Below are 24,996 nucleotides of genomic sequence, written 5' to 3' on the forward strand. Positions count from 1 at the left end.
AAATCTTGATCAAGTGCGGCCAAAATGGTTTTTACGGTATAACTTCTTGGGGTGACTTCTCCCGCTTCAATCCGTTGAATGGTTCGAACACTGATATTACATTTTTCAACTAACTCTTCTTGAGTTAATCCTTTTTCGTTACGTAAGTTGGTTAAAATCTTACCTAGTTCCGGTTGTTTCATAGTATGGTTATTAATTGTTTGGCAATAGTACAACCCCTCTTTTTTTAAGGCAACTATTTTGATTGAAATTGACCCGTCATTTACCCGTCATTGAAGTTTAAAGATAGAAAAAACGATAAAATCGACAAATAAAGATACTAGATATTCCTTTTTCGGGTTGTATTAATATTTTATAATTTTCATATTCTTAATGAAAACCGCACAGTACTTATACTGCATAAATACTTTGCAAATCATAATTGTATGAAGGAGTAAAATTAAAAGAAAACTTTACCTGTTTTTATTACTTTCATGCTTAAAAAAAGCACTTTTAATCTGCAATCAATTTCTATTTCCACTTAATGTATATATAATTAGCAACTTTATACTAATTTTAACGAAAACGATGGAGATAAAATTTTAACATTTGTCTAAAATTCCTTAATTTCGCAACAAACATAGTTTATACATACATAATATACATAAAATCATGTCAAAAACTGCAATATTAAAATTCGACGGCAAAGAATACGAGTTTCCCGTTATCATAGGAAGTGAAAATGAAGCTGCTATCGATATTGAACAATTAAGAGCTTTAACCGGTGCGATTACTCTTGACCCTGGTTATAAAAATTCAGGATCTTGTAAAAGTGAAATTACATTTTTAGATGGTGAAGAAGGAATTCTTCGCTACCGTGGTTATTCAATTGAAGAGTTAGCTGCCAAAGCAAACTTTTTAGAAGTTTCCTATTTGTTGATTTTTGGTGAATTGCCTACTAAGGCTCAGATGGAAAAATACGAAAACGACATTCGTAAATATACATTGGTGAATGAAGAAATGAAAAACATCATCGATGGATTTCCGAAAACAGCACATCCTATGGGGGTTTTATCCTCTTTAACCAGTGCGTTAACAGCTTTTAATCCTAAATCTGTCAATCCGCATAATGAAAAAGAGATGTATGAAGCGGTTTGTAAAACCATGGGTAAATTTTTAGTAATTGCAACTTGGACTTTCAGAAAATCAATGGGGTATCCGCTGAATTATTATGATAATACAAAAGGATATGTAGAAAACTTCATGCATTTGATGTATGAGCTACCTACCGGACCTTACAAAATTGATCCAATTGTAGTGCGTGCATTAGATAAATTATTTATTCTTCATGCAGATCACGAACAAAATTGTTCTACTTCTACAGTACGAATTGTTGGTTCTTCGCATGCCGGTTTGTTTGCTTCGATCTCAGCTGGTGTTTCTGCTCTTTGGGGGCCTCTTCATGGTGGTGCAAACCAAGCGGTTTTAGAAATGTTGGAGGAAATTCACAACAATGGTGGCGACGTAGCAAAGTATGTTTTAAAAGCCAAAGATAAAGATGATTCGTTCCGTTTAATGGGCTTCGGGCACAGAGTTTATAAAAACTTTGACCCACGTGCAACTATTATTAAAGAGGCTGCTGACAATGTTTTAAACGCACTTGGTGTTGAAGATCCGTTATTAGACATTGCCAAACAATTAGAAAAAGTTGCACTGGAAGACGAATATTTCAAATCAAGAAACTTATATCCAAATGTTGATTTCTATTCCGGTATAATTTACCGTGCTTTAGGAATTCCAACCGAAATGTTTACCGTGATGTTTGCGATAGGTCGTTTACCTGGCTGGATTGCTCAATGGAAAGAAATGAGAATTAACAAAGAACCAATAGGTAGACCTCGACAGGTTTATACAGGTTATCCGTTAAGAGATTTTAAAAATATTGATAATCGCTAGTTAGGAAAGGTCACGACTTGTCCTTGCCTAAAAACAGAGCCTTCCTTAATGGAAGGTTTTTTTTATCAAGTAGGTAAAAATGAGCCACAATATTTATAATTCAACAATATTCATTGCTTTTGGAAACCCTTTTTTTATCTTTGTCAAAAGCCAAAAAAAGACATTTATGCTTCCCATACATATACAAAATGAAACTTCAAGATTAAGAGCTGTGGTGTTAGGAACCGCAGTCAGTAATGGTCCAACACCAACTAAAGAAGAAGCCTACGACCCAAAATCACTTGAACATATTTTGGCAGGAAACTATCCCATAGAAGCTGATATGATTCAGGAGATGGAGGCTTTTAACCAAGTTTTTCAGAAATATGATGTCCAAGTTTTTCGACCGGAAATTATTCATAACTACAACCAAATTTTTACCCGAGATATTGGATTTGTGATTGATGACACCTTTATCAAATCGAACATACTTCCGGATAGAGAACGAGAGCTGGATGCAATTCAGTACATCATTGATCAAATCGATCCCAACAAAGTGGTTCGACCGCCGGAGGAAGTGCATATTGAAGGAGGAGACGTGATGCTTTGGAACGATTATATTTTTATCGGAACTTATAAAGGCTCTGATTACAAAGATTACATCACCGCAAGAACCAATTGGCAAGGAGTGGAGTATATTAAACAGTTGTTTCCGCACAAAAAAGTTAAGGAATTTGATTTGGTGAAATCGAAACTGGAAGCAAGAGACAATGCATTGCATTTGGATTGTTGTTTTCAACCTGTAGGTTTAGACAAAGGAATCATTTACAAAAGCGGTTTCCGTGAAGAAGCTGATTATGTGTTTTTAGTAGACCTTTTCGGAAAAGATAATTTATTTCACATCACACGCGATGAAATGTATCACATGAATTCAAATGTGTTTTCCATTGCTCCTGATGTCGTTGTCTCAGAAAAGAATTTCACACGATTAAATACCTGGTTACGCAGTCAAGGATTCACAGTCGAAGAAATACCCTATGCAGAAATCGCCAAACAAGAAGGATTATTGCGATGTTCGACACTCCCTTTAATACGAGATAAGTAGTTGAATGTTGTAAGTTGTGGGTTGTATGTTGAAAAAAAAGTTGTAGTATGAAAAGTTATAAAGATTTAGATATATATAATTTAGGATTAGAATTATTTTATTTGTCACATTCCTATTCTTTAAAATTGCCTAAATACGAGATGTATGAATTAGGTAGTCAATTGAGAAGATCCTCTGATTCTGTTCCAACAAATATTGTAGAAGGTTACGGGAGAAAAAGGTATAAAGCTGATTTCATAAAATTTCTCACCTATTCATGGGCAAGTTGCTTGGAAACTGTGTTTCATATAGAAAAAATCACTAAATTGTATCCAGATGTGATTCCAAATCATGAAGAACTGATTAATAGATACAATGAGTTAAGTGCAAAAATTTTCAATTTTATTAAATATGTTGAAGAAAATTGGAGAACCTAACCCACAACCTACAACATAAAACTTACAACAAAATGGACCAAACCACCAACACCATCCTTATGATTCGTCCCGTAGCCTTTCGTATGAACGAGCAGACGGCCGTAAATAATTATTACCAAAAAGTTCTGGACAATACAACACCTGCAACGGTTAATGCGAAAGCTCAAAAGGAATTTGACACTTTTGTAGACAAGTTAAAGAAAGTAGGAGTTAATGTTATTGTAGTTGATGACACCTTAGAACCGGATACACCCGACAGTATTTTTCCAAACAATTGGATTTCATTTCATGAAAATGGTGATGTGACTTTATACCCAATGTTTGCCGAGAATCGTCGTTTGGAACGTAGAGAAGATATCTTAGATATCATTGAAAACAATGGTTTTGAAATTAACGAAATAATGGATTATACGTCTGCGGAAGACGATGGTTTCTATTTGGAAGGAACGGGAAGTATTTTACTAGACAGAACCAATCAAAAGGCCTATTGTGCTTTGTCGCCAAGAGCTGATGAAGAATTATTCATCGAGTTTTGCGAAGATTACGATTTAGCTCCGGTTATTTTTGAAGCTTTTCAAACTGTAAATGGCGAACGCAAACAGATTTATCATACAAATGTCATGATGTGCTTGGCTGAAACTTTCGCGGTTATTTGTGCCGATTGTATTGATGATAAAAAGGAGCGAAAAATGGTGTTAGATAATCTGAAAGCAGACGGAAAAGATATTATCCTTATCACGGAAGAGCAAGTAAATAATTTTGCCGGTAATATGCTTCAGGTAAAAGGAAAAGAAAACAAGCGTTACTTAGTTATGAGTACGTCAGCTCATCACAGTCTAACAAAAGCACAAATTCAAAAAATAGAAGAACACTGCGAGATTTTAAGTTCGAGTTTAGATACCATCGAAGCTTGCGGTGGGGGAAGTGCCCGTTGCATGATGGCTGAGGTGTTTTTGCCAAAGGCTGAATAATTAGAGTAAACATCTTTGTTAAAGTTGAAAACTTTTACAAAGATTATTGTACTATAGATTTTCAAACATCTTTAATCTTTAAAATGAATTTTAAAATATTATTTCTTCTGGTTTCATTCACTCTTCACAGTCAAACTCGTGTCATAAGTGGAAAAGTTATTGGGCAAGAGTTAATAGAACTACCGGCAATAAAAATTTTTGATGAAAGTAATGAATTAATAGGTGAGACTGATTTTAACGGAAATTTTAAGATAGAAATCAAAACTCCTATTAAAAAGATTTTATTTTCAGGAATTGGATATCAAACTGAAACTCTAGAAATTATCGATAATTGTGACTACATTCAAATAATCGTTTTATATGATTGGATAATTGATTTTGTTAGCTTGAAGAAAGCTGAACGAATAATAAAAAGGGATCGTAAAAAATTACTACCTAAACTATATGCAGAAGCATTTCGTAAAGAAATTTTTGATATTTCGAAGGATTGCTGGGTAAATAAGAATTATTAACTATCAATGTGTTACAAAACTTACTTCCGAAATTATATGCAGAAACTTTTTCAGAGTTTTAACCTCTTAAACGATTAACCTCTTAAACCATTACCCTCTCCCAATATTCCGTATCATTCCCCCAAAAATAAAATAGTGAAACGGCACTAAACTATACCAATACAACCTGCCCCAAAGTCCTCTAGGTCGGAAAGTAGCAATTTGGTGCAACATATTTTCTTCATCAATCCGAAATTCCAGCCATGCTTCGCCCGGTAATCGCATTTCAGCGAAAAGTAAGAGGCGTTTTTCCTCTTTATTGGCTAACAACACCCGCCAAAAATCCAACGAATCGCCATTGTCTAAATGAGTGGGATGTGTCCGCCCTCTTCGTAAACCGACACCCCCAAATAACTTATCTGCAAATCCCCTTGCTTGCCATAACCAATTCCCATAATACCATCCTTTAGCTCCACCTATCGTCCAGATGTTATTTAATACTTTTTCTGGATTGTGTATTTTTAATTTCTTTTCGTCCTTCAAACAGCCAAACGTAGGGACTTGTATAAATTCTGATAGATTGTAATCAAACCTACTACTCACCAAACTATCTTTCCAACTTGAAATAACTAAGTTTTGTTCAATTTTAACAAACGCTAATTTGATTGCTTCTGTATAGGATATGGGTTTGATACCAAGCATTTTTTGCAATCGATTGTCGCTGCAAATAACTTCCATTTTCATACTATCCACTAAATTTACTGCCAATTTGTACGAAGTTGAGGTGACAAAATACAACCAATAAGATGACAATTTCGGTGTCATGACAGGTACGGTATAAATCCAATTTTTAAACCCTCTGGTTTTTGCATACAATTGCATCATTTGTTTGTAGGTAAGTACATTGGGGCCTCCAATATCAAAAGAATCGTTGTAGCATTCTTCTTTTAAAAGTACACCTATTAAATAGTGAATAACATCGCGAATAGCAATTGGTTGCGTTTTGGTCAGTACCCACTTAGGAGTAATCATCAGTGGAAGTTTTTCACACAAATCACGGATAATCTCAAAAGATGAGCTCCCGGAACCTACAATTATTCCCGCTCGAAGCACCGTAAGCTTGAAATTGCCTTGGTATAGAATGTCTTCCACATTTTTACGCGATTGCAGGTGTTTAGAAAGCATATGATTGTTAACAATACCACTCAAATAGATGACTTGCTTCACACCAATGTGATTCATATACAAGTTGAAATTTTCGGCAGCTTTCGATTCCATCGTGTCAAAAACCTGTGTAGAAGCCGACATCGAATGAATGAGGTAATAAGCAACATCGATATCTTTTGGGCAATTTTCCAACGATACATCCGCCAAAAAATCAACTTCCCAAACTGTAATGGCCTCTAATGTTGTCTTGTCTAAACCCAAACGGTTTTTGTCGCGAACACAGCAAATGATTTCGTGACCTTCCGATAAAAGTTCGGGTAGTAATCGTCGGCCTACATATCCGTTGGCACCTGTCAGAAGAATTTTCATTGACCAATTTTTATTAAAGGTACTCAGAAAAACAGATAAACAATCGTTAAATCGATCTGAATATGTTTACAATGGAACTACTGATGTATTGCACTCCAATGGCAATAACAATAAATCCAATAATTCGTGAAATAGCAACAATGCCTGAAGCTCCTAATATTCTGGAAAGGTAATGGGCACTTTTTAAGACAAAGAAAATAACCAAAGCAACGCCTAAAATGGCAAATACTGCAATAATTTTTTCACTGATTTTTGTGTAATCTTGGTAGAAGGCAATTAACAAAGAAATAGACCCAGGACCTGCAAGCATTGGTATTGCCAAAGGTGTTAAAGCAATTTGATTACGGGTTTGGGCATCCGACTCTACTTTTTTATTGACACCTCGGGTTTTGTTGAAGTTACCGGTAAGTAAAGAGAATCCCGAACTAACAATTATTAGTCCGCCTGCAATTCGCAATGCATCAATACTAATACCAAAGAATTTCAATACATATTCTCCTATAAAAAAGGAAATAATTAATATGATAAAAACATTTAAAGCGGTCAACAAAGATACCCGCGAACGTTCAGCTTTGGTATAATCCTGCGTTAGTCCAACAAAAATGGGCACCGCTCCTAATGGGTTCAGCACAGAAAACAAGGCGGCAAAAATGTAAATAAATAGTTCCATCGTTTTTTTTGCAAAAATAAAGACAACCATCAGATGCAGAGTTATCTCATGAATAAAACAAAGTTACTATAAATCGTCAATATATGTTGGAGAATTTTCAGTTTTCAATTGATTTAATTTTTCCATGAACCGATGCACGGCTCTGTTCTTTGCGGGAGCATCTACAGAGATAAAATGCTGATCGATATGAAAAGTAAAGGAATTGGCCGGTTTAAAGACCACTAATTTGTAATATGGAATTACCAAGGAAAAGGTTTCCAGCAATGACCGGAAACGGATAATAATGCCTCGGGGACGCAGTTCTACATTGCAAAAATTCCGATTGTTGTCATACGAAAGCAAGGTAGCAATTTCTTCACTGGTTTTGAAAATATCTAATCGGGGTGAACCAATGCCGTTTCGCTTGAAGTTTTCAATTAGGCTAAAGGGTCTTCCCACTAATTCATCAATGGTTTGATTGATTTTCTTGTCGTTGTAGGAGGTGTTGGCGAGCATTTTAATGTGTCAATTAGGTAATGTGTCAATTAGTCAATGTGTTAATTGGTCAATTAGTAAATTAGGTAGTACATCTTTTTATAAGGTAAATTTAAACAATTCAGTTGAGTGCTTGTAGTCCATTAGTAAAGGTTTAGCAATTGTTCAAGTTTTAAAAAGGGCATACATTCTTGAAAAAACAGTACCTTTGCAACTTAGAACAATCTCATGAAAAAAACCCTAGTTATTGGTGCATCTACCAATCCGGAACGTTACTCATTTATGGCCATTAACAGTTTGTTGAAAAAAGAGCATGCAGTTGTAGCTATTGGTCAAAAAGAGGGTGAAGTGAGTGGAGTAAAAATTCAAACCAAACAAATTCCGTTTAAAAATATCCATACGGTTACATTGTACCTAAATCCGAAAGGTCAACGCGATTATTACAATTACATTGTAGGTTTGCAGCCCAAACGAGTGATTTTCAATCCCGGTACAGAGAACCCTGAGTTTTATGCGTTGCTGGGAATCAATAACATTAAAGTAGAAGTAGCTTGTACGTTGGTGTTACTTTCTACGAATCAGTATTAATTATTTCGATTTTTTACTGATAATCCACAAGCCGATAAAAGTCAAAAGACCGTTGATGGCAATCAGCTCGACACCTATTCTGTAATTTGTATTTTGGTTAACCCATATGTTTATCAGATAAGTTAGCAAGGGAGCAATAATTGCTACGGAAAGGATGCCAAATTTTATTTGGATAATTCTACTGGTAAAAATCCCAAAAGCAAAAAGTCCTAAAAGTGGTCCGTAAGTATACCCTGCGACTTCCATAATCAGATAGACAATCGATTTGTCGTTAATCCATTTGAAAATCAAAATCAATAAAAAGAAAATAGCGGTAAAACACAGGTGAACAATAATTCGGATTCTTTTTTTACGAGATTCGGAAAGCGTTGTGTTTTCATTCATTTTCAGTAAATCTATAGAAAAAGAACTTGTTAAAGCAGTAAGTGCACCATCGGCTGATGGAAATAAAGCTGAAATTAACCCGATGATAAAAATTACTGAAACGAATAACGGCAGATAGCCTAACAATGACATGGACGGAAACAGGTCATCGCCCATGCGGTTTTGGTTGTCTAATAAAAATTCATTACCGCTGTAAAAGCCGCCTAATTGTTGTGCGTACAAATATAAGATTCCACCTAAAAATAAGAATGCCAGATTGACAATAAGCAGTGTGGATGCAAAGGTAAGCATATTCTTTTTAGAGTTTTTCAGATTGTCCACACTGATGTTTTTTTGCATCATTTCTTGGTCTAATCCGGTCATGGCAATAGTAATAAACATACCGCCCAAAATAGCTTTGAGAAAATAGGTTTTAGAATTAATATCCATATTCAATAAGTGAGTGTAATTATGCTCTCTAAGCTGAGAAAATGCTTCTCCCGCACTCATATCTAACTTTGTGAGCACATAGATTATACAAACTACCAAACTGATCAGCATAAACGAGGTCTGTAATGTATCGGTTACCACTATGGTTTTTACGCCACCTTCATAAGTGTAAAGCACAATCATCATTAAAATAATCATGGTGGTAAGCCAAAAGGGAACACCCAATTGATTCAAAAGAAATATCTGTAAAACATTGATAACTAAAAACAAACGAGCGGTAGCTCCGACACCTCTTGAAATAATGAAAAAGATGGAGCCGGTTTTGTGGGCTTCGTTGTTAAATCTTTTACCGAGGTAACTATAAATAGAAGTTAGGTTCATCCGGTAATAAAGAGGCAACAGTACGAATGCCACAATAAAATAACCCAGAAAGAATCCGATGACCATCATATAATATTCAAATCCACCATAGATATATTCTGTTCCGGTGAGTTTCCCAACTGTTCCAGGTACCGAAATAAACGTTACGCCGCTTAAGCTCGTGCCAATCATTCCAAAAGCGACTAACCACCATTTGCTTTTTTTGTTTCCTATAAAAAAAGATTGATTGTCGGCATTTTTACTGACTATTTTGGCAATGACAAGCAAGCCAATAAAATAGACAAGCACAAAAATTAAAATGATGGTAGAGTTCATGTTTGTTATTTAGATGGTTCAAAAATAGTGTTTTTGCCGGAATGAATTAACCAAGTCAACTTTTAAAACGAGCTTTTGACAAAAATTTGCCAGAAGGCTTTTCATGATTATATCGAAATCTCCGTAGTCGGGGAGATATATCATGCAAGGGCTGTTACAAACCTCAAGCAGTTTAAAAGTGTAGATTTGAAAGATGAATTCTAAAATTTATGTACATATTTATAGTCAATAAAAAAGAGTAAATTTGACCCATGGAATTTTCTTCAAAATTAATTGAAAAAGCGGTCAACGAAATGGCTCAATTACCCGGAATCGGTAGGCGAACCGCTTTGCGTTTGGTGTTGCATTTGTTGAAACAGCCTTTGGAACAAACCCGTTTTTTGAGTGAAGCTCTTGTTAAAATGCGGGAAGAAATAAAATTTTGCAGCAGTTGTCACAATATTTCAGATGCAGCTATTTGCGAAATTTGTGCCAATCCAAAAAGAGATCAGGCCATTATTTGTGTGGTGGAAGACATTAGGGACGTAATGGCCATTGAGAATACCGGACAATTTAAAGGAATTTACCACGTTTTAGGAGGAAAAATATCACCTATGGAAGGCGTTGGACCTAGTCAATTGACGATTCAAAGTTTGGTGGAGAAAGTAAAAAACGAGCAAGTTGCGGAGATTATTTTTGCTTTAAGTTCAACCATGGAAGGAGATACAACCAATTTTTACATTTACAAGCAAATTAAATCTTTTGCGGTAAAAACATCAACAATTGCCCGCGGAATTGCAGTAGGTGATGAATTGGAATATGCAGATGAGGTAACTTTAGGTCGAAGTATTTTACAAAGAATACCTTTTGAAACCACCATGCGATAATACAATTCTTGACGAATCAGTGCTTTTAATAGCGGTTGCAAAGGTCGAATAGTACTAAAATCAGCAGAAATGCTACCCTTTTTTTTGTTATTGGAGTGGATAAACTATATTTGTTGAATAAAAAAAACAGCATGAATAAATCTTTTTTTAGCATAGTGCTACTAGTAGGAATTGTAATGAGCTCTTGTGTGCCACAAAAGGACTTACAATACCTGCAAAAAAAAGAAGATATTGCCGCCACACAATCGGTGAATGCCATCGCTCACAAACCCTATCGTGTGCAAACGAATGATGTTTTGGTGATTAACATCAAAACGGCGGATCAAAAGCTTTCAAATATGTTTGCCAAGTCGGAAACTCAGCAGGCAATGCAGAATGAACAGTCCATTTATTTTGATGGATTTACTGTTAATGACCATGGAAACATTCGCATTCCTGTGCTAGGAGAAATCAATGTTATGGGCTATATGTTGGAAGAAATTCGCATGGAAATCGAAAAAAGACTATTAGAAGAGTATTTCAAGCAAGAAGTGAATCTTTTTGTATCGGTCAAATTAGGAGGTTTGCGATATACCATCAATGGAGAAGTAAACGAACCCGGAGCCAAATTGTTGTTTCAGGAAAAAGTCACAATTATGGAAGCAATAGCCAATGCCAGGGATATAACGATGGTGGGTGACCGTAAAAACGTACTCATCGTGCGACAACTTCCGCAAGGAACAGAAATGCACACCGTAGACCTCACGGATGCAGCAGTTTTGCAATCACCCTATTACTACATCCAGCCGAATGACTATATTTTAGTGCATCCATTGAAACAAAAATCTTGGGGAACTGGTGCTACAGGAATACAATCGTTAACTACAATTGTGACTCTTTTGTCATTAGTAACGTCTATTATTATCTTAACTACGTTATAAAAAATGCTTAATTCAAAAGATTTTTGGCAGTTTGATACTCAAAACAGTTTTGATTTTAAAGGCTTTTTGGTCAAAATGGTTAGCTATTGGAAATGGTTTTTAGCGAGTTGGATTATTGCATTTATAATCGCATATAATATCAATGTTCGCAAGGAAAAAATATATGCAGTAGATACCACTATTGCTGTAAAAGAAGAAAGTAATCCGCTTTTTACCTCTAATACCAGCCTAACATTCAATTGGGGCGGGACCTCCGATCAAGTGCAGAATATTGCCATGACACTCACTTCCAGAAGTCACAATGAAGATGTAGTGGATAAGCTCGAGTTTTATGTGGATTATCTCAAAGAAGGCAAATACAATAAAGAGGATGTCTATGGAAGCACCCCTTTTCTAATAGTTTTAGATAAAGATAATTATCAACTGCTGAATATTCCTATTGCAATTACATTCATCAATCAGGAAGAATTTGAAATAAATATACCTTTTGAATCCGATGAGGTGCAAGTGTATAATTATTTCACAAAAACAGCGAGTACCACTATCGTTCCGATGGGTGAATATAAGAAACGTTTTAAGGTAGGTCAGAAAATAATACTGCCATTTTTGAACTGTACGTTGAAGCTTACAGACAATCCCGGGTTTATTGCAGATAAAAAGTATTTCATTCGTTTTAACAACTTCGATGGGGTAGTAGCCCGCTATAAATCGATTGCCACAAACATTGAGCCCAAAGCTCCCTCTATTTTAAAGTTGTCGCTGCAAGGCAACAACAAAGCCCGATTGGTGGATTATTTGAATGCAACAGTGGAGATTTTAATTAAAAAAGAACTCGACCGCAAAAATAAATTTGCCACTAATACCATCAGTTTTATTGACAGTACTTTAATTGATATGGGGAATAAATTGAAAGCCAATGAAGACGAAATAAAAACGTTCAGCCAGGATAAAAATGTTTACGAAATAGAAGCAGGCGGACAAGTGCTGAGTGAAAAACTGACCGAATATGACCTACAGAAAGACGCGATCAATCGGAAAATTGCTTATTACAACAACCTTAGAGCTTATTTAACGAAAAGCACCGATTATTCAAAATTGCCGGCTCCTTCCGTAGCAGGGATAGAAGATCCGAACATCATTGCCAACGTGTCTAAATTAATTCTTTTGTCTACCGAACGGGAGGAAATGACCTATTCCGTTAAAAATGAAAAGATGTTCAAAGAGTTTGATAAAGACATTGAAGCATTAAAAAAAGTTATACTTGAAACGATTGCATCAGCAAAAACTTCTTTGGATTATGATTTGTCTCAAGTGAACGACCGAATTCAATCAGTAGATGGTGAAATAAAAAAATTGCCTGCAGCTCAACAAGAGCTCATGAAAATCACTCGAAATTTTAATCTGAACAATGTTATATTTACAAAGTTTCTTGAAAAAAGAAATGAAGCAGATATCGTTAAAGCTGCCAACCTGCCGGATTTGCATTTTATTGATACAGCAAAAGATACTGGTGGTGGCCAAATCGGACCCAAAACTGGTGTGAACTATATCTTAGCTTTTTTACTGGGATTATTTTTACCGCTTACCGTAATTTTTACAAAATTTTTCTTGGAGAATTCGATTTTAAGCACCGATGAGATTGCAAAATTAACCAAAGTACCGGTCATTGGCGTAGTGGGTTACAAAAAAACAGAATCCGATTTAGCAGTGTATGAAAAGCCAAAATCGGCGTTGGCAGAATCTTTTCGAGCCATTCGTTCTTCACTACAATTTTTATACAAAAAAAACAACCTTGAAGGCTCAAAAACATTGATGCTAACGTCTTCCATCAGCGGTGAAGGTAAAACGTTCTGCTCGATTAACATTGCAACAGTTTTTGCATTAAGTGAAAAGAAAACAGTGATTGTAGGTTTGGATTTGCGAAAGCCTCGAATCTTCGACGACTTCAAAATAAATAATACGACCGGAGTGGTGCACTATTTAATCGGTCAAAGAACATTGGAAGAAGTTACTCAAAAATCGCATATACCTTTTTTAGATATTATTACCTCCGGACCCATTCCGCCCAACCCTTCTGAATTATTGTTGGGTGATTTGATGGGTGATTTAATTGCAGAATTGAAACAGAAATACGATTATATTGTTTTAGATACACCTCCCATCGGATTGGTCTCCGATTCTGTTGAATTGGCTAATTATGCCGATGTAGTGTTGTATGTGATGCGACAAAATTACACTAAAAAAGATATGATTAGCTTACTAAATAATCATGTAAACCGTGGCGAATTAAAAAACGTTAGTATTATTTTTAATGGCTACGAATCCAAAGCTAAATACGGCACTAGATATGGCACTGGTTATGGATATGGTTATGGAGCGTATGCTTCAGGCTATCATGTAGAAGATGATCCGAAGCGGTTGCTAGCTAGAATTAAAGCAAAATTCACGACTAAAAAGTAAGTCAATTATTCACTAAATGAAAATAACAATAACGGGCGGTGCTGGATTTATAGGGTCAAATTTGTGTGAATATTTTTTAAGCAAAGGACATGAAGTGGTTTGCTTAGATGATTTTTCAACGGGGCATCACTATAACATAGAGCCGTTAATGTCTAATAATAATTTTACGATACTTGAAAGCGATATCAGAAATCTAGATGACTGCAAACAGGCAGTGGAGGGTGCTGATTATGTCTTGCATCAAGCGGCATTAGGCTCTGTTCCTCGATCTTTAAAAGATCCGGTTACCACCAATGAAGTGAATATAACCGGTTTTTTAAATATGTTAGTAGCCGCTAGAGATGCCGGAGTGAAGCGATTCATTTATGCAGCCAGTTCATCTACTTATGGCGATTCAGAAGCATTGCCTAAGGTTGAAGAAGTGATTGGAAACCCTTTGTCACCCTACGCTATTACTAAGTATGTGAATGAATTGTATGCCGGAATATTTAGCAAAACCTATGGTTTAGAAACTATTGGGTTGCGTTATTTTAATGTATTTGGTCGCAAGCAGGATCCATATGGTGCTTATGCAGCTGTGATTCCTAAATTTGTAATTCAATTAATGAATCACGAATCGCCGGTAATCAATGGCGACGGAAATTATTCACGCGATTTTACATATATTGACAACGTTATTCAAATGAATGAATTGGCGATGTTCACCAGCAATCCCGAGGCCATTAACACCGTATACAACACTGCTTATGGCGATTGCACCACTTTAAATGATTTAGTGAAGTACATAAAAGAGTATTTAACAGCATTTGATGCGGCGATAGCACAGGTACCGGTCATTTATGGTCCGCAACGACAAGGAGACATCCCACATTCATTGGCAAGTATCGACAAAGCCAAACGACTTTTGGGTTACCAACCCAACTATTCAATGGAAGAAGGATTGAAAGAAGCTATAGATTGGTATTGGAAGAATTTAAAAAAATAAATATAAATTAGCAATCCGAGACCAAAGTTCGAAAAAACAGCGTAATCTGGGCTAAATAGTAAAGTAAAAATCTGTAACTCAACTCTTGTTGTCTCCGGGATTTCGAAAAAAATTAAATGTAAGGCAATAAATTATATCACTTGTGGAGAGATTGACAGGAAGATAATTAAATTAAAAAGATGAAAATAGCAATTATTGGTCTAGGATACGTAGGTTTACCATTAGCAAGATTATTTGCAACCAAATTCTCCGTAGTAGGATTTGATATCAGTGCACCACGAGTAGCCGAATTAAACCAAGGAATTGATCGTACACTCGAAGTTGAGGAACATATTTTGAAGGCCGTCATTAGGCCACAGAATCATGTAGGTAATGGATTGTACTGCTCTACTTCGATAGATGACATAAAGAATTGTACTTATTATATTGTGACCGTACCTACGCCGGTTGATAAAAACAACCGACCGGATTTGACTCCGCTTTATAAATCCAGTGAAACGGTTGGTAAAGTACTAAAAAAAGGAGACATCGTGATTTATGAATCTACAGTGTATCCGGGTGTAACAGAGGAAGAATGTGTGCCTGTTTTAGAACGTGTCAGTGGTTTAAAATTCAACATTGATTTCTTTGCAGGATATTCACCCGAGCGAATCAATCCCGGAGATAAAGAGCATACGGTAGAGAAAATATTAAAAGTAACGGCTGGTTCCACACCGGAAATAGGACAAAAGGTGAACGATTTGTACAAAGCTGTAATTATTGCCGGTACACATTTGGCACCGTCAATCAAAGTGGCAGAAGCAGCCAAAGTAATTGAAAATTCGCAAAGAGACATCAATATTGCTTTTGTGAATGAATTGGCTAAAATTTTTAATATACTTGGAATTGACACACATGCTGTGCTAGAAGCTGCAGCAACAAAGTGGAATTTCTTACCTTTCAAACCGGGATTGGTAGGCGGACATTGCATTGGAGTTGATCCGTATTATCTCGCTCAAAAAGCTCAGGAAATGGGTTATCATCCGGAGATAATTTTGGCCGGACGCCGGCTCAATGACAGTATGGGTGAATATGTTGCCTCTCAAGTAGTAAAACTGATGATTAAAAAAGGAATTGCAGTCAATAGCTCTTCATTATTGATGCTGGGAATCACCTTTAAGGAAAATTGTCCCGATGTGCGAAATACCAAAATAATTGATGTGGTGCATTCGTTAACGGACTATGGTATCGACGTGGTGATTTACGATCCATGGGCAAGTCCGCAGGATGTAGCACACGAATACAATTTGACCGTCACCAATGAAAAACCGATGCAAAAATTTGACGCGGTAGTTTTAGGAGTGGCACATAACGAATTTAAAACAATGCATCTGCAGGATTTCAAAAAGGAACATTCAATAATTTACGATGTGAAAGGAATTTTAGGAAATCAAGCCGATGGAAAACTATAATAACAAACGAATGAAAATTACTAATATTTGCTGTATAGGAGCCGGATATGTAGGAGGACCAACAATGGCAATTATCGCCCAAAAATGTCCGAATATTAAAGTCATGGTTGTCGATTTAAACCAAGAACGCATTGCTCTGTGGAATGATGCAGATGTCACTAAAATCCCTATCTATGAGCCCGGTTTGAGTGATGTTGTGGCAGAAGCTCGCGGAAGAAACTTATTTTTCTCAACCGAAGTAGACCGTGCCATCGAAGATGCACAACTGATTTTTATATCGGTTAACACACCAACTAAAACCTATGGTTTGGGCAAAGGCATGGCCGCTGATTTAAAATACATTGAATTATGTGCACGTCAAATTGCTCGAGTAGCAACGAGCGATAAAATTGTAGTGGAGAAATCAACATTGCCGGTTCGTACCGCTGAGGTACTGAAAAATATATTAGAACATACTGGTAGTGGAGTCAAATTTCAAATACTTTCCAATCCGGAATTCCTAGCCGAAGGTACAGCTGTTCAGGATTTATTACAACCTGATCGGGTGCTAATTGGGGGAGATACAACACCGGAGGGTGAGAAAGCAATTCAAGCATTAGTGGATGTGTATGCAAATTGGGTACCCAATGACCGTATTTTAACAACCAACGTGTGGTCGTCAGAGTTGTCTAAACTAACTGCGAATGCCTTTTTAGCTCAACGGGTTTCTTCTATCAATGCAATGTCGGAATTGTGTGAAAAAACAGGAGCAGATGTCAACGAAGTAGCTCGTGCTATTGGTATGGATTCGCGAATTGGTTCCAAATTTTTAAAATCATCAGTTGGTTTTGGCGGATCTTGTTTTCAAAAAGATATTTTAAATTTGGTGTACATTGCTAAATCGTATGGCTTAAATGAAGTAGCAGATTATTGGGAGCAAGTGATTATCATGAACGACCATCAAAAAAGAAGATTTGCAAACACGATTGTTCAAACGTTATACAACACAGTTTCCGATAAGAAAATTACTTTTTTTGGATGGGCATTTAAGAAAGACACCAATGATACCCGTGAGTCGGCAGCGATTTACGTGGCCGATTATTTATTAAATGAGCAATCAAAAATTGCGGTGTACGATCCTCAGGTCAAAGAAAGTCAAATCCAAAAGGATTTAAATTATTTAGAGACTCGTAGTTTGGAAGCAAATAAAAAAGGGGTAACCTGCTTTGAAGACCCTTACCTAGCCTGTCAAGAGGCACATGCCATTGCCGTTCTAACTGAATGGGATGCATTCAAATCTTTAGACTGGCAGCGTATCTATGATTCCATGAAAAAGCCGGCCTTTATTTTTGACGGACGTAATTTATTGGATGAGAAAAAAATGCGAGATATCGGATTCGTTTACCAGGCAATCGGGAAGTAGCATTCCCCTCCTCCGGAGGGGTGCTCGCTCCGGCGAGCGGGGTGGTTTCCTCCTTAACAAGCGATAGCCCAATGCCCTAAAGTTAAAAAAGTTTTAAAAAAAAAGCACTGCCAAAGTTTCAAGAAACATCGCTAAACTTTGTGCACCAAAAAACGCTGAAAAATAATATGAAAAACATACTCATCACCGGAGGTGCCGGCTTCATAGGTTCTCACGTTGTAAGACGCTTTGTAACCAATTACCCAAACTACCACATCTTTAATCTAGATGCACTAACCTACGCAGGTAATTTGGAGAATATTGCGGATATTGAAAATGCACCCAATTACACTTTCGTGAAAGGCGACATCACCGATGAAACATTCATTGCCAATTTGTTTTTTAAACATCAATTCGATGCCGTGATTCATCTTGCAGCTGAATCACATGTAGATCGCTCTATTACCGACCCCTTGGCTTTTGTTAGAACAAACGTAATAGGAACAATGATTCTACTCAATGCTGTAAAAACCAGTTGGAAATCAAGCGATAGTTCAAAAAGATTTTATCATATTTCTACAGATGAGGTCTATGGAAGTTTAGGCGAGACAGGCTTGTTTACCGAAACAACAGCTTATGATCCGAATTCACCGTATTCGGCTTCCAAGGCAAGTTCCGACCATTTTGTGCGTGCCTACGGAGAAACCTATGGCTTGCCGTATGTTATTACCAATTGCTCCAACAATTACGGTCCGAATCATTTCCCTGAAAAACTTATTCCGTTATTCATTCATAACATCATTAACAACAAACCTTTGCCGGTTTATGGCGATGGAAAATACACCCGTGATTGGTTGTATGTAATCGATCATGCCCGTGCAATTGATCTAGTCTTTCACAAAGGAAAAAACCATGAAACCTATAACATCGGCGGTTTCAATGAGTGGCAAAACATCGATTTAGTGAAGCTGTTATGTGAAAAAATGGACGAAAAGTTAAACCGCACACCCGGTACTTCCGCCCAATTAATTACCTATGTTAAAGATCGCCCGGGTCACGACTTGCGGTATGCAATCGATGCTTCAAAAATTAACCGTGAGTTAGGATGGAAACCCTCCGTTACTTTTGAAGAAGGATTGGAACAAACCATTGATTGGTATCTAACCAATCAAAAGTGGCTCGATCATGTAACTTCAGGCGATTACCAGGGATACTATGAAAAGCAATACGGGGAATAATGGTTGGAATTTTAATGGAAATTAAACTGATGTAAAAATTCTTATACAAAAATTAGCATTTATGTGCATAAATTATTATTTTTGACTCTCAATTAGAACAAATGATATGAAAAAACTGATACAATGCATTGCGTTTTTGAGTTTTATTTCAGTGAATGCTCAAGGTTTTAGAAGTTTTAACCAGTTTTCGGTGGAAGCTGTGTATGGAATGAGTATACCTGTAAGTACAGTTTCTGAAATTTCAGACGATTCTTATAGTTCAACCGCCCACTTTGGCTTTGGCGTTCGGTATATGTTTAATGAAGATTGGGGAGTGAAGGGTCAGTTAGCCATTGATCAGTTTAGAGGAGATATCGAAGAAACAGGAACAGATTTTGTTGGCGTTGATTTACAAGCGTATTACAATTTAGGACGACTGCTTGAAATCCCTCTGATGACAAGAGAACGCGTTGGTTTATTGGCTCATTCAGGTTTTGGAGTTGGCTATTCTAAATCTATACAGGAAGACCTTAGAGAACGGGTTGGTCAGTACATGGTAGGTTTAACGCCAATTTTTGGTGTTAGTGATGTGGTTACAGTAACGTTAGATTTTACATACACATTCAATTTTAGACAGCATTTTAACTTTGATGGTGAGTTTGCAAAACCAGATAGAGATTACACCACGGGAGGTTTTTTTACACCTTCACTAGGGATAGTTATCTACTTGGGTAGTGAACGACGCCATGCAGACTGGTATTAACACAAAAGTTTTTTATACTTTAAATGAACCTCCTTTATGGAGGTTTTTTTTATTTTTATAATTTGTGGTCTCTACTAAAAATCAATAGACAACACCTACTACAAAACGGGTTTTGTGGTTTACATTATTTTTTAATAATTTCTTAGATTTTTTTGCATCTTTTATCAAACATTTTTGTAACTTTCTACCTTAATTAACATTAATAGGTCTTTATGAAAAAAAACTACATTTCTTTGAACATGCGATCGGGGTCGGTGTTCACAAGCGAGAAATTGGAAAAGAGTGAACTTTTGAGCTCATTGTTGTCCAATTTATTTCCTTTTTCGTGGCTCGGCTCACTTTTACTGATATTTTCATTCTTGACAAGTCAGAATGGTTGGGCACAAGTAGCTAGTTACACGTTCTCCCAAAGTACGGGGACGTACACGCCTATTACGGGTGGTACTATATCTGGTTCAGGTGCTTTATTGGATGATGAAATCTTTAGTGTAACATTACCAACTGCTTTTTTGTATAATGGTAATAATATTACTACAGTTGGTTTTAGTTCAAATGGATACTTGATCATGGGTAATACTACCACACATGGATATGTTCCAATAAGTAGTGCCGCAACGTCAAATGGTGTGATTGCCGCTATGGGAGTGGACTTGGTAGCAAATTCAGCGTCTTCTAATTTAAGATGGGAGCAAATAGGAAACCAAATTATTTTTCAATGGAATGATTTCAAACGTTATAATTCAACAGCTTTCACAAATGAAAACTTTAGTTTTCAAATTAGTTTAAATGTTGTAAGTAGAGTAATTACTATTGTGTATAATGGTTCGACTAACGTAAACACAAGTATAACAAGAATCCCTCAGGTAGGACTTCGTGGTACACTAAATTCAGATTACAATGCAAGACGACTTACAACGTCTGTTCCAGATGCTGTTCCTGCTTGGAATGATACAGCTGCTGCTACATCTAATGCTCACAATGTGCGGTTTACTTCAACAGGAACTTGTTATCCAGCTGCGGGACAAACGTTTGTCTGGACTCCACCAGCACCACCAGCTTGTGGTGCACCATTGAGTCTTTCGGTTACAGATGTTCAAACCACTACTGCTGATTTAAATTGGGCTACTCCAGCATCTGGTACTCCAGCATCTTATGATTGGGAGATCAGAACTTCTGGAGCAGGCGGCAGCGGTGCAACTGGATTAACCACATCTGGAAATGTTACAGCTCCGACTATAACCGTTAATGACGCAGCGGGCTTATCGCCATCAACTAGCTATAATCTTTATGTACGAACAAATTGCATTGGTGGTGATGGCTCTTCAACTTGGGCTGGACCGGTCGCTTTCACTACGCCGTGTGCACCTATTACTGTCTTCCCAAGCACATTTGATTTTGCTACTTATTTACCTTCTGTATGCTGGAGAGAGGGAGATTTAGGAAATTTAACAACAGGTCCTGCAACTATTGGAGGAAGTACAGTTAGTGATTGGGCTGTTGATGGTTTTTTGAATGTTGGTTCCACTGGTGCTGCGAAAATGAATATTGATGCCGCTACTGGTTCAGAATGGTTATTAACACCATTTTATACTATACCCACTAACGGTTATAGGGTAAAATATAGTGTTGGAGCAACAAATTGGGGTGCAACAACCGCTGTAACTAATTGGGAAGCAGACGATTTTGTAGAGCTTTTAGTTTCAACATCCAATGCTAATTGGACAATACTAAAAACTTATAATGCTTCAAATGTTCCTTCAAATTTAGGTCAAATTGATGAAGCTCTTTTAGCCGCTTACAGTGGGCAAACCGTTCAGTTTGCCTTTCGTGCTTTCGAAGGGGCCTCAGATGGATCTGCTGATATTGATTTTTTTATTGATAATTTTGTGGTTGAAATCATACCAAATTGCGGGAGTCCCTCTTCTTTAAGCGTTTCTGATTTAACATTTACAACAGCTGATTTAGCATGGGTAGCACCAATTATAGGTACCCCGGCTTCTTACGATTGGGAAATTAGAACAACCGGAGCAGGTGGTTCTGGAGCAACCGGTCTTGTGAATTCCGGTAATGTGATTGCACCAACAGTAACAGTTGATAATGCCACTGGTTTGGCTGCGGGTACTGCTTATAATTTATATGTTAGAACCAATTGTACCGGAGGTGATGGCTCTTCTACTTGGGCAGGACCTTTCGCATTTTCTACACCTACTCCTGGCGAGTCGTGTGCTACAGCAGCTACAATAACGGTGGCTCCTAATCTAGGTGCAGCTGTAAATACACTATTAACTACTGGTTTAGCTTCCGATGGTCCGGCGGGAACGTGCAGTGATGCTACGGGTAACCCCAGTAAAAAAGACCGTTGGGTTGCGTTTGTTGCTCCATCGTCCGGTAATAAAGTAATCGTAAGTACCGTATCTGGTTCAATCACTGATGCAGTAATGCAAGTTTGGTCATCTTGTCCCGCAACAGGTGTAGCGTTGGGATGTAGTGATGATGTGGTTGGATTCATGCCACAACTAGAATTTTGTTCATTAACGCCCGGTGCAACCTATTACGTACAAATTTGGCCCTACAGTGCTACAGAAACTGGCAACTTTAATGTTCGCGTGTATGAAGAAGCAGCTTGTCCGGTACCGCCGTCCAATGACGAATGTGCAGGAGTGCAAACAATTACGGTTGGTGCGGCAGGTTCATGTCCGTCTAATGCAACTTCAGGAACAACAGTAAATGCTACTGCTACACCGGGTGTAGTTAAAACTTCTTGTGATCAATTTGGAACATATAATGATGTTTTTTATAAATTTAATTCAGGTTCCAATACTGAAATTAATTTTGCCTTTACAAATCTTACCGGAACCAATGAATTTGGAATCTATAGTGCCTGTGGCACGGGATTTTTAGGTGCATGTTCATCGTCCTCTTTAACCACAACCTATACTGGTTTAACTGCTAACACGGATTATTACATTGTAGTTTGGGCAAATAGTGCCGTTACTGCTGGGACATTCTCCATTTGTATTTCACAAGTGCCTGCTCCACTTTGCGTAACTGCTCCAACGAGTCCCGCAAATGCTGGAACTGTTTGTGCAGGAACAACCAATTTCTCATGGCCTGCAGTCACTTCTGCCACGTCGTATGATGTGTTTTTAGATAACGTTTTAGTTTCCGACAACCAAACAGGAACCACATACAGTCAAGTGGTGGCTCCAGGTGCTCATACATGGAGTGTGATTCCATCCAATTCCACTGGTTCTGCAACTGGTTGTAGTACTTTTACATTTACTTCTTCATCTTCACCTGTTGGTAATACATTTGCAACAGCAATTGATTTGGGTGCATTAACTAACTCTACTACCGTCAATGGAAATAATTTGAGTACAAATTGTTTTACTGATAATTTTACAACATCTTCAACTCCGAGTTCTGCCAATGCAAGAACTGCAAATGATGTATTTTATAAATTTGAAATCACACAGTGTGGTGCTTCGGTAACAATTGGAACATGTACATCAAGTTTTGATACCTACATTCACTTATTGAATGCTTCCGGAGCGTCGATTACTTTTGATGATGATGATTGTACTACCCCTAATAGTTCAGGCTCTTTATTGGACCCACAAGTTTTAGCAGTTGGCGTTTATTATGTTGTTGTAGAAGGATTTGACACAGAAGAAACGGGTACCTTTACACTTAATATTGCGTATTCATCAGGAACAGCTCAAACCCAATATTTTGCAGATGTTGATAATGATACCTACGGTGTCACTAACGATTTCATCATTGCTTGTGCACCAACCGGAAATTATACTGCATTAGTAGGTGGCGATTGCAACGACGGTAATGCAGCTATTAACCCGGGAGCACTAGATATTTGTTTTGATGGTATCGACAACGATTGCAGCGGTACAGCTAGTAATACTTGTACAATTGCGGTTAATATGACACCAGCTTTACAAGGCACAACATTAGCCGGTATTTCAACAACAATGAGTGCTGTTCCTTACACTTATCCGGGAGCTCAAACCCAAGGGTATCGTTTCCTGATTACCAATAAATCAGCCTCACCCAATGTTTCTGTTGAATTGCAGTCAACATCAAGATTCTTTAGTTTAACTCAGGCAGGAATTGCGGCGTACTCTTCGGAATTTGAAATTAAGGCTACAGCTGTTATCAACGGCCAATTAGTGGAACATAGTGGTAATACTATTACAGTGTTTACTCCTGCTGCTCCTGTCATTCCAATGAGTTCATTTACTTGTGGCACACAATTATCAAGATTAAATGCAACGATTTCAGCCGCATCTGCTTTTGGAGCAGTTGCCTATCGCTTCCGAATTCGTTTAACTTCAGATACACAAAACCCAACATACGGTTATTCGCAATCCTCAAGTCGTTTCGTTGGAGCAAGTTCGTTCTTGAAAACTGACAACTCGCCTTTTGTGCTACAGTACATTAATTCGTATCAGGTAGCAGTGCAATATTTATTGCTAAACAATGGAGTAGAAGCATGGACTGAGTTTGGATCAGAATGTACTGTCACTACGCCTGCAATTCCATTAATTGCGTTAGCAAGTCCAAGTTGTGGAAGTCAGGTGTCCAGTAATGGAGCAACTATTTCTGCTCAAGCAGCAGCCAATGCTAATCAATACCGTTTTCGTATCCGTTTGACAAGTGATACGGTTAATCCGAATTATGGCTATACCTTACCGAACGCAAGTAGATTCTCGCAATTATCTGCATTTGTAGGATTCACTTTGACGCCGAGTACTTCGTATTCATTGGCAGTTGAATACCGATTGATGAATAATGGTCAAGAGGTATGGAGTGGTTTTGGTACTGAATGTGTAATTATATCAGCTGGTTCTAACATATTGATTCGTCCTGAAGCACCAATTGAAACAGTAACAGAAACAACAAATAACTTACTGAATGCAATCGCGTACCCTAATCCGTTCCGTGATAGCTTTAATTTGGAAATCAAACCAATTGCCGCAACACCTATTCAAATCGTGGTGTATGACATGACCGGACGTTTGTTAGAAAGCAAATCGCTAACTGTCGACCAAGCCAATAGCACACCCATTGGAAGTAATTACCCATCAGGTGTCTATCAAGTTGTGGTAAGCCAAGAAAGTCAAGTGCAAACAGTACGAGTAATTAAACAATAGCGTAACCGATTAAGCTTTTGAATTGAACTAAGACCTCCAAATGGGGGTCTTTTTCATTATAAAACTATTCCCCTCCTTTGGAGGGGTTCTCGCTTCAGCGAGGGGGTGGTC

The 24,996-nt window shown here is 37.4% G+C and carries 20 protein-coding genes; 15 read left to right on the forward strand and 5 right to left on the reverse strand.

Going from position 1 to position 24,996, the window contains the following annotated elements:
* Positions 1–182 (reverse strand): helix-turn-helix domain-containing protein (locus tag ACIQ2S_RS00755; protein ID WP_396172147.1); only part of this gene is annotated, 182 nt, incomplete at its 3' end.
* A 469-nt stretch (positions 183–651) separates the two neighbouring features.
* On the opposite strand from ACIQ2S_RS00755, the gene ACIQ2S_RS00760 reads away from it, so the two are divergent.
* The 5 genes from ACIQ2S_RS00760 (at position 652) to ACIQ2S_RS00780 (ending at position 4,918) form a co-directional block, all read left to right on the forward strand.
* Complete coding sequence (locus ACIQ2S_RS00760; protein WP_396172148.1) at positions 652–1,935, forward strand: citrate synthase; 1,284 nt, start codon at positions 652–654, stop codon at positions 1,933–1,935.
* Positions 1,936–2,101: 166 nt separating this feature from the next.
* Positions 2,102–3,019, forward strand: a complete 918-nt coding sequence (locus ACIQ2S_RS00765) for a dimethylarginine dimethylaminohydrolase family protein (protein WP_396172149.1) — start codon at positions 2,102–2,104, stop codon at positions 3,017–3,019.
* Between the two features lie 47 nt (positions 3,020–3,066).
* Positions 3,067–3,435 (forward strand): four helix bundle protein, encoded by a 369-nt coding sequence (locus ACIQ2S_RS00770; protein ID WP_396172151.1) that lies wholly within the window; start codon positions 3,067–3,069, stop codon positions 3,433–3,435.
* Between the two features lie 32 nt (positions 3,436–3,467).
* Positions 3,468–4,406, forward strand: a complete 939-nt coding sequence (gene ctlX / locus ACIQ2S_RS00775) for a citrulline utilization hydrolase CtlX (protein ID WP_396172152.1) — start codon at positions 3,468–3,470, stop codon at positions 4,404–4,406.
* 83 nt (positions 4,407–4,489) lie between these two features.
* The gene (locus tag ACIQ2S_RS00780) at positions 4,490–4,918 is read left to right on the forward strand and encodes a hypothetical protein (protein ID WP_396172153.1); all 429 of its coding nucleotides are present in this window, start codon (positions 4,490–4,492) and stop codon (positions 4,916–4,918) included.
* Between the two features lie 90 nt (positions 4,919–5,008).
* On the opposite strand, the gene ACIQ2S_RS00785 is transcribed toward ACIQ2S_RS00780, so the two are convergent.
* The 3 genes from ACIQ2S_RS00785 to ACIQ2S_RS00795 all read right to left on the reverse strand — a co-directional run bounded on the left by ACIQ2S_RS00785 (position 5,009) and on the right by ACIQ2S_RS00795 (position 7,598).
* The gene (locus tag ACIQ2S_RS00785; RefSeq protein ID WP_396172154.1) at positions 5,009–6,433 is read right to left on the reverse strand and encodes an SDR family oxidoreductase; all 1,425 of its coding nucleotides are present in this window, start codon (positions 6,431–6,433) and stop codon (positions 5,009–5,011) included.
* Positions 6,434–6,479: 46 nt separating this feature from the next.
* On the reverse strand, positions 6,480–7,103 hold the full coding sequence (locus tag ACIQ2S_RS00790; protein ID WP_396172156.1) for a MarC family NAAT transporter: 624 nt from the start codon (positions 7,101–7,103) through the stop codon (positions 6,480–6,482).
* A 66-nt stretch (positions 7,104–7,169) separates the two neighbouring features.
* The gene (locus ACIQ2S_RS00795; protein ID WP_396172157.1) at positions 7,170–7,598 is read right to left on the reverse strand and encodes a hypothetical protein; all 429 of its coding nucleotides are present in this window, start codon (positions 7,596–7,598) and stop codon (positions 7,170–7,172) included.
* A 207-nt stretch (positions 7,599–7,805) separates the two neighbouring features.
* On the opposite strand from ACIQ2S_RS00795, the gene ACIQ2S_RS00800 reads away from it, so the two are divergent.
* Positions 7,806–8,165 carry a CoA-binding protein gene (locus tag ACIQ2S_RS00800; protein WP_396172159.1) on the forward strand — a complete coding sequence of 120 codons (360 nt, stop codon included), beginning with the start codon at positions 7,806–7,808 and terminating at the stop codon, positions 8,163–8,165.
* Here ACIQ2S_RS00800 and ACIQ2S_RS00805 read toward each other — a convergent pair whose 3' ends face one another.
* On the reverse strand, positions 8,166–9,674 hold the full coding sequence (locus tag ACIQ2S_RS00805) for a sodium:solute symporter (RefSeq protein ID WP_396172160.1): 1,509 nt from the start codon (positions 9,672–9,674) through the stop codon (positions 8,166–8,168).
* 251 nt (positions 9,675–9,925) lie between these two features.
* On the opposite strand from ACIQ2S_RS00805, the gene recR reads away from it, so the two are divergent.
* The 9 genes from recR to ACIQ2S_RS00850 all read left to right on the forward strand — a co-directional run bounded on the left by recR (position 9,926) and on the right by ACIQ2S_RS00850 (position 24,885).
* Positions 9,926–10,540: a recombination mediator RecR gene (gene recR / locus ACIQ2S_RS00810; RefSeq protein WP_396172161.1), complete on the forward strand. Its 615-nt coding sequence runs from the start codon at positions 9,926–9,928 to the stop codon at positions 10,538–10,540.
* A 131-nt stretch (positions 10,541–10,671) separates the two neighbouring features.
* Positions 10,672–11,460 (forward strand): polysaccharide biosynthesis/export family protein, encoded by a 789-nt coding sequence (locus ACIQ2S_RS00815; RefSeq protein ID WP_396172162.1) that lies wholly within the window; start codon positions 10,672–10,674, stop codon positions 11,458–11,460.
* A gap of 3 nt (positions 11,461–11,463) precedes the next feature.
* Positions 11,464–13,920, forward strand: a complete 2,457-nt coding sequence (locus ACIQ2S_RS00820) for a GumC family protein (RefSeq protein ID WP_396172163.1) — start codon at positions 11,464–11,466, stop codon at positions 13,918–13,920.
* A 16-nt stretch (positions 13,921–13,936) separates the two neighbouring features.
* The gene (locus ACIQ2S_RS00825) at positions 13,937–14,905 is read left to right on the forward strand and encodes an SDR family oxidoreductase (protein WP_396172164.1); all 969 of its coding nucleotides are present in this window, start codon (positions 13,937–13,939) and stop codon (positions 14,903–14,905) included.
* A gap of 179 nt (positions 14,906–15,084) precedes the next feature.
* Entirely contained in the window at positions 15,085–16,356 is a 1,272-nt protein-coding gene (locus tag ACIQ2S_RS00830) for a nucleotide sugar dehydrogenase (RefSeq protein WP_396172165.1), read from the forward strand.
* 10 nt (positions 16,357–16,366) lie between these two features.
* Complete coding sequence (locus tag ACIQ2S_RS00835; protein ID WP_396172166.1) at positions 16,367–17,758, forward strand: UDP-glucose 6-dehydrogenase; 1,392 nt, start codon at positions 16,367–16,369, stop codon at positions 17,756–17,758.
* A 167-nt stretch (positions 17,759–17,925) separates the two neighbouring features.
* Entirely contained in the window at positions 17,926–18,975 is a 1,050-nt protein-coding gene (gene rfbB, locus ACIQ2S_RS00840; protein ID WP_396172167.1) for a dTDP-glucose 4,6-dehydratase, read from the forward strand.
* A 106-nt stretch (positions 18,976–19,081) separates the two neighbouring features.
* Positions 19,082–19,717, forward strand: coding sequence for a hypothetical protein (locus ACIQ2S_RS00845; RefSeq protein WP_396172168.1), 636 nt, complete (start codon positions 19,082–19,084; stop codon positions 19,715–19,717).
* 212 nt (positions 19,718–19,929) lie between these two features.
* Positions 19,930–24,885 (forward strand): fibronectin type III domain-containing protein, encoded by a 4,956-nt coding sequence (locus ACIQ2S_RS00850; RefSeq protein WP_396172169.1) that lies wholly within the window; start codon positions 19,930–19,932, stop codon positions 24,883–24,885.
* Positions 24,886–24,996: the final 111 nt, after the last annotated feature.

The sequence above is a fragment of the Flavobacterium sp. genome, assembly GCF_044371705.1.
Lineage (GTDB): Bacteria > Bacteroidota > Bacteroidia > Flavobacteriales > Flavobacteriaceae > Flavobacterium.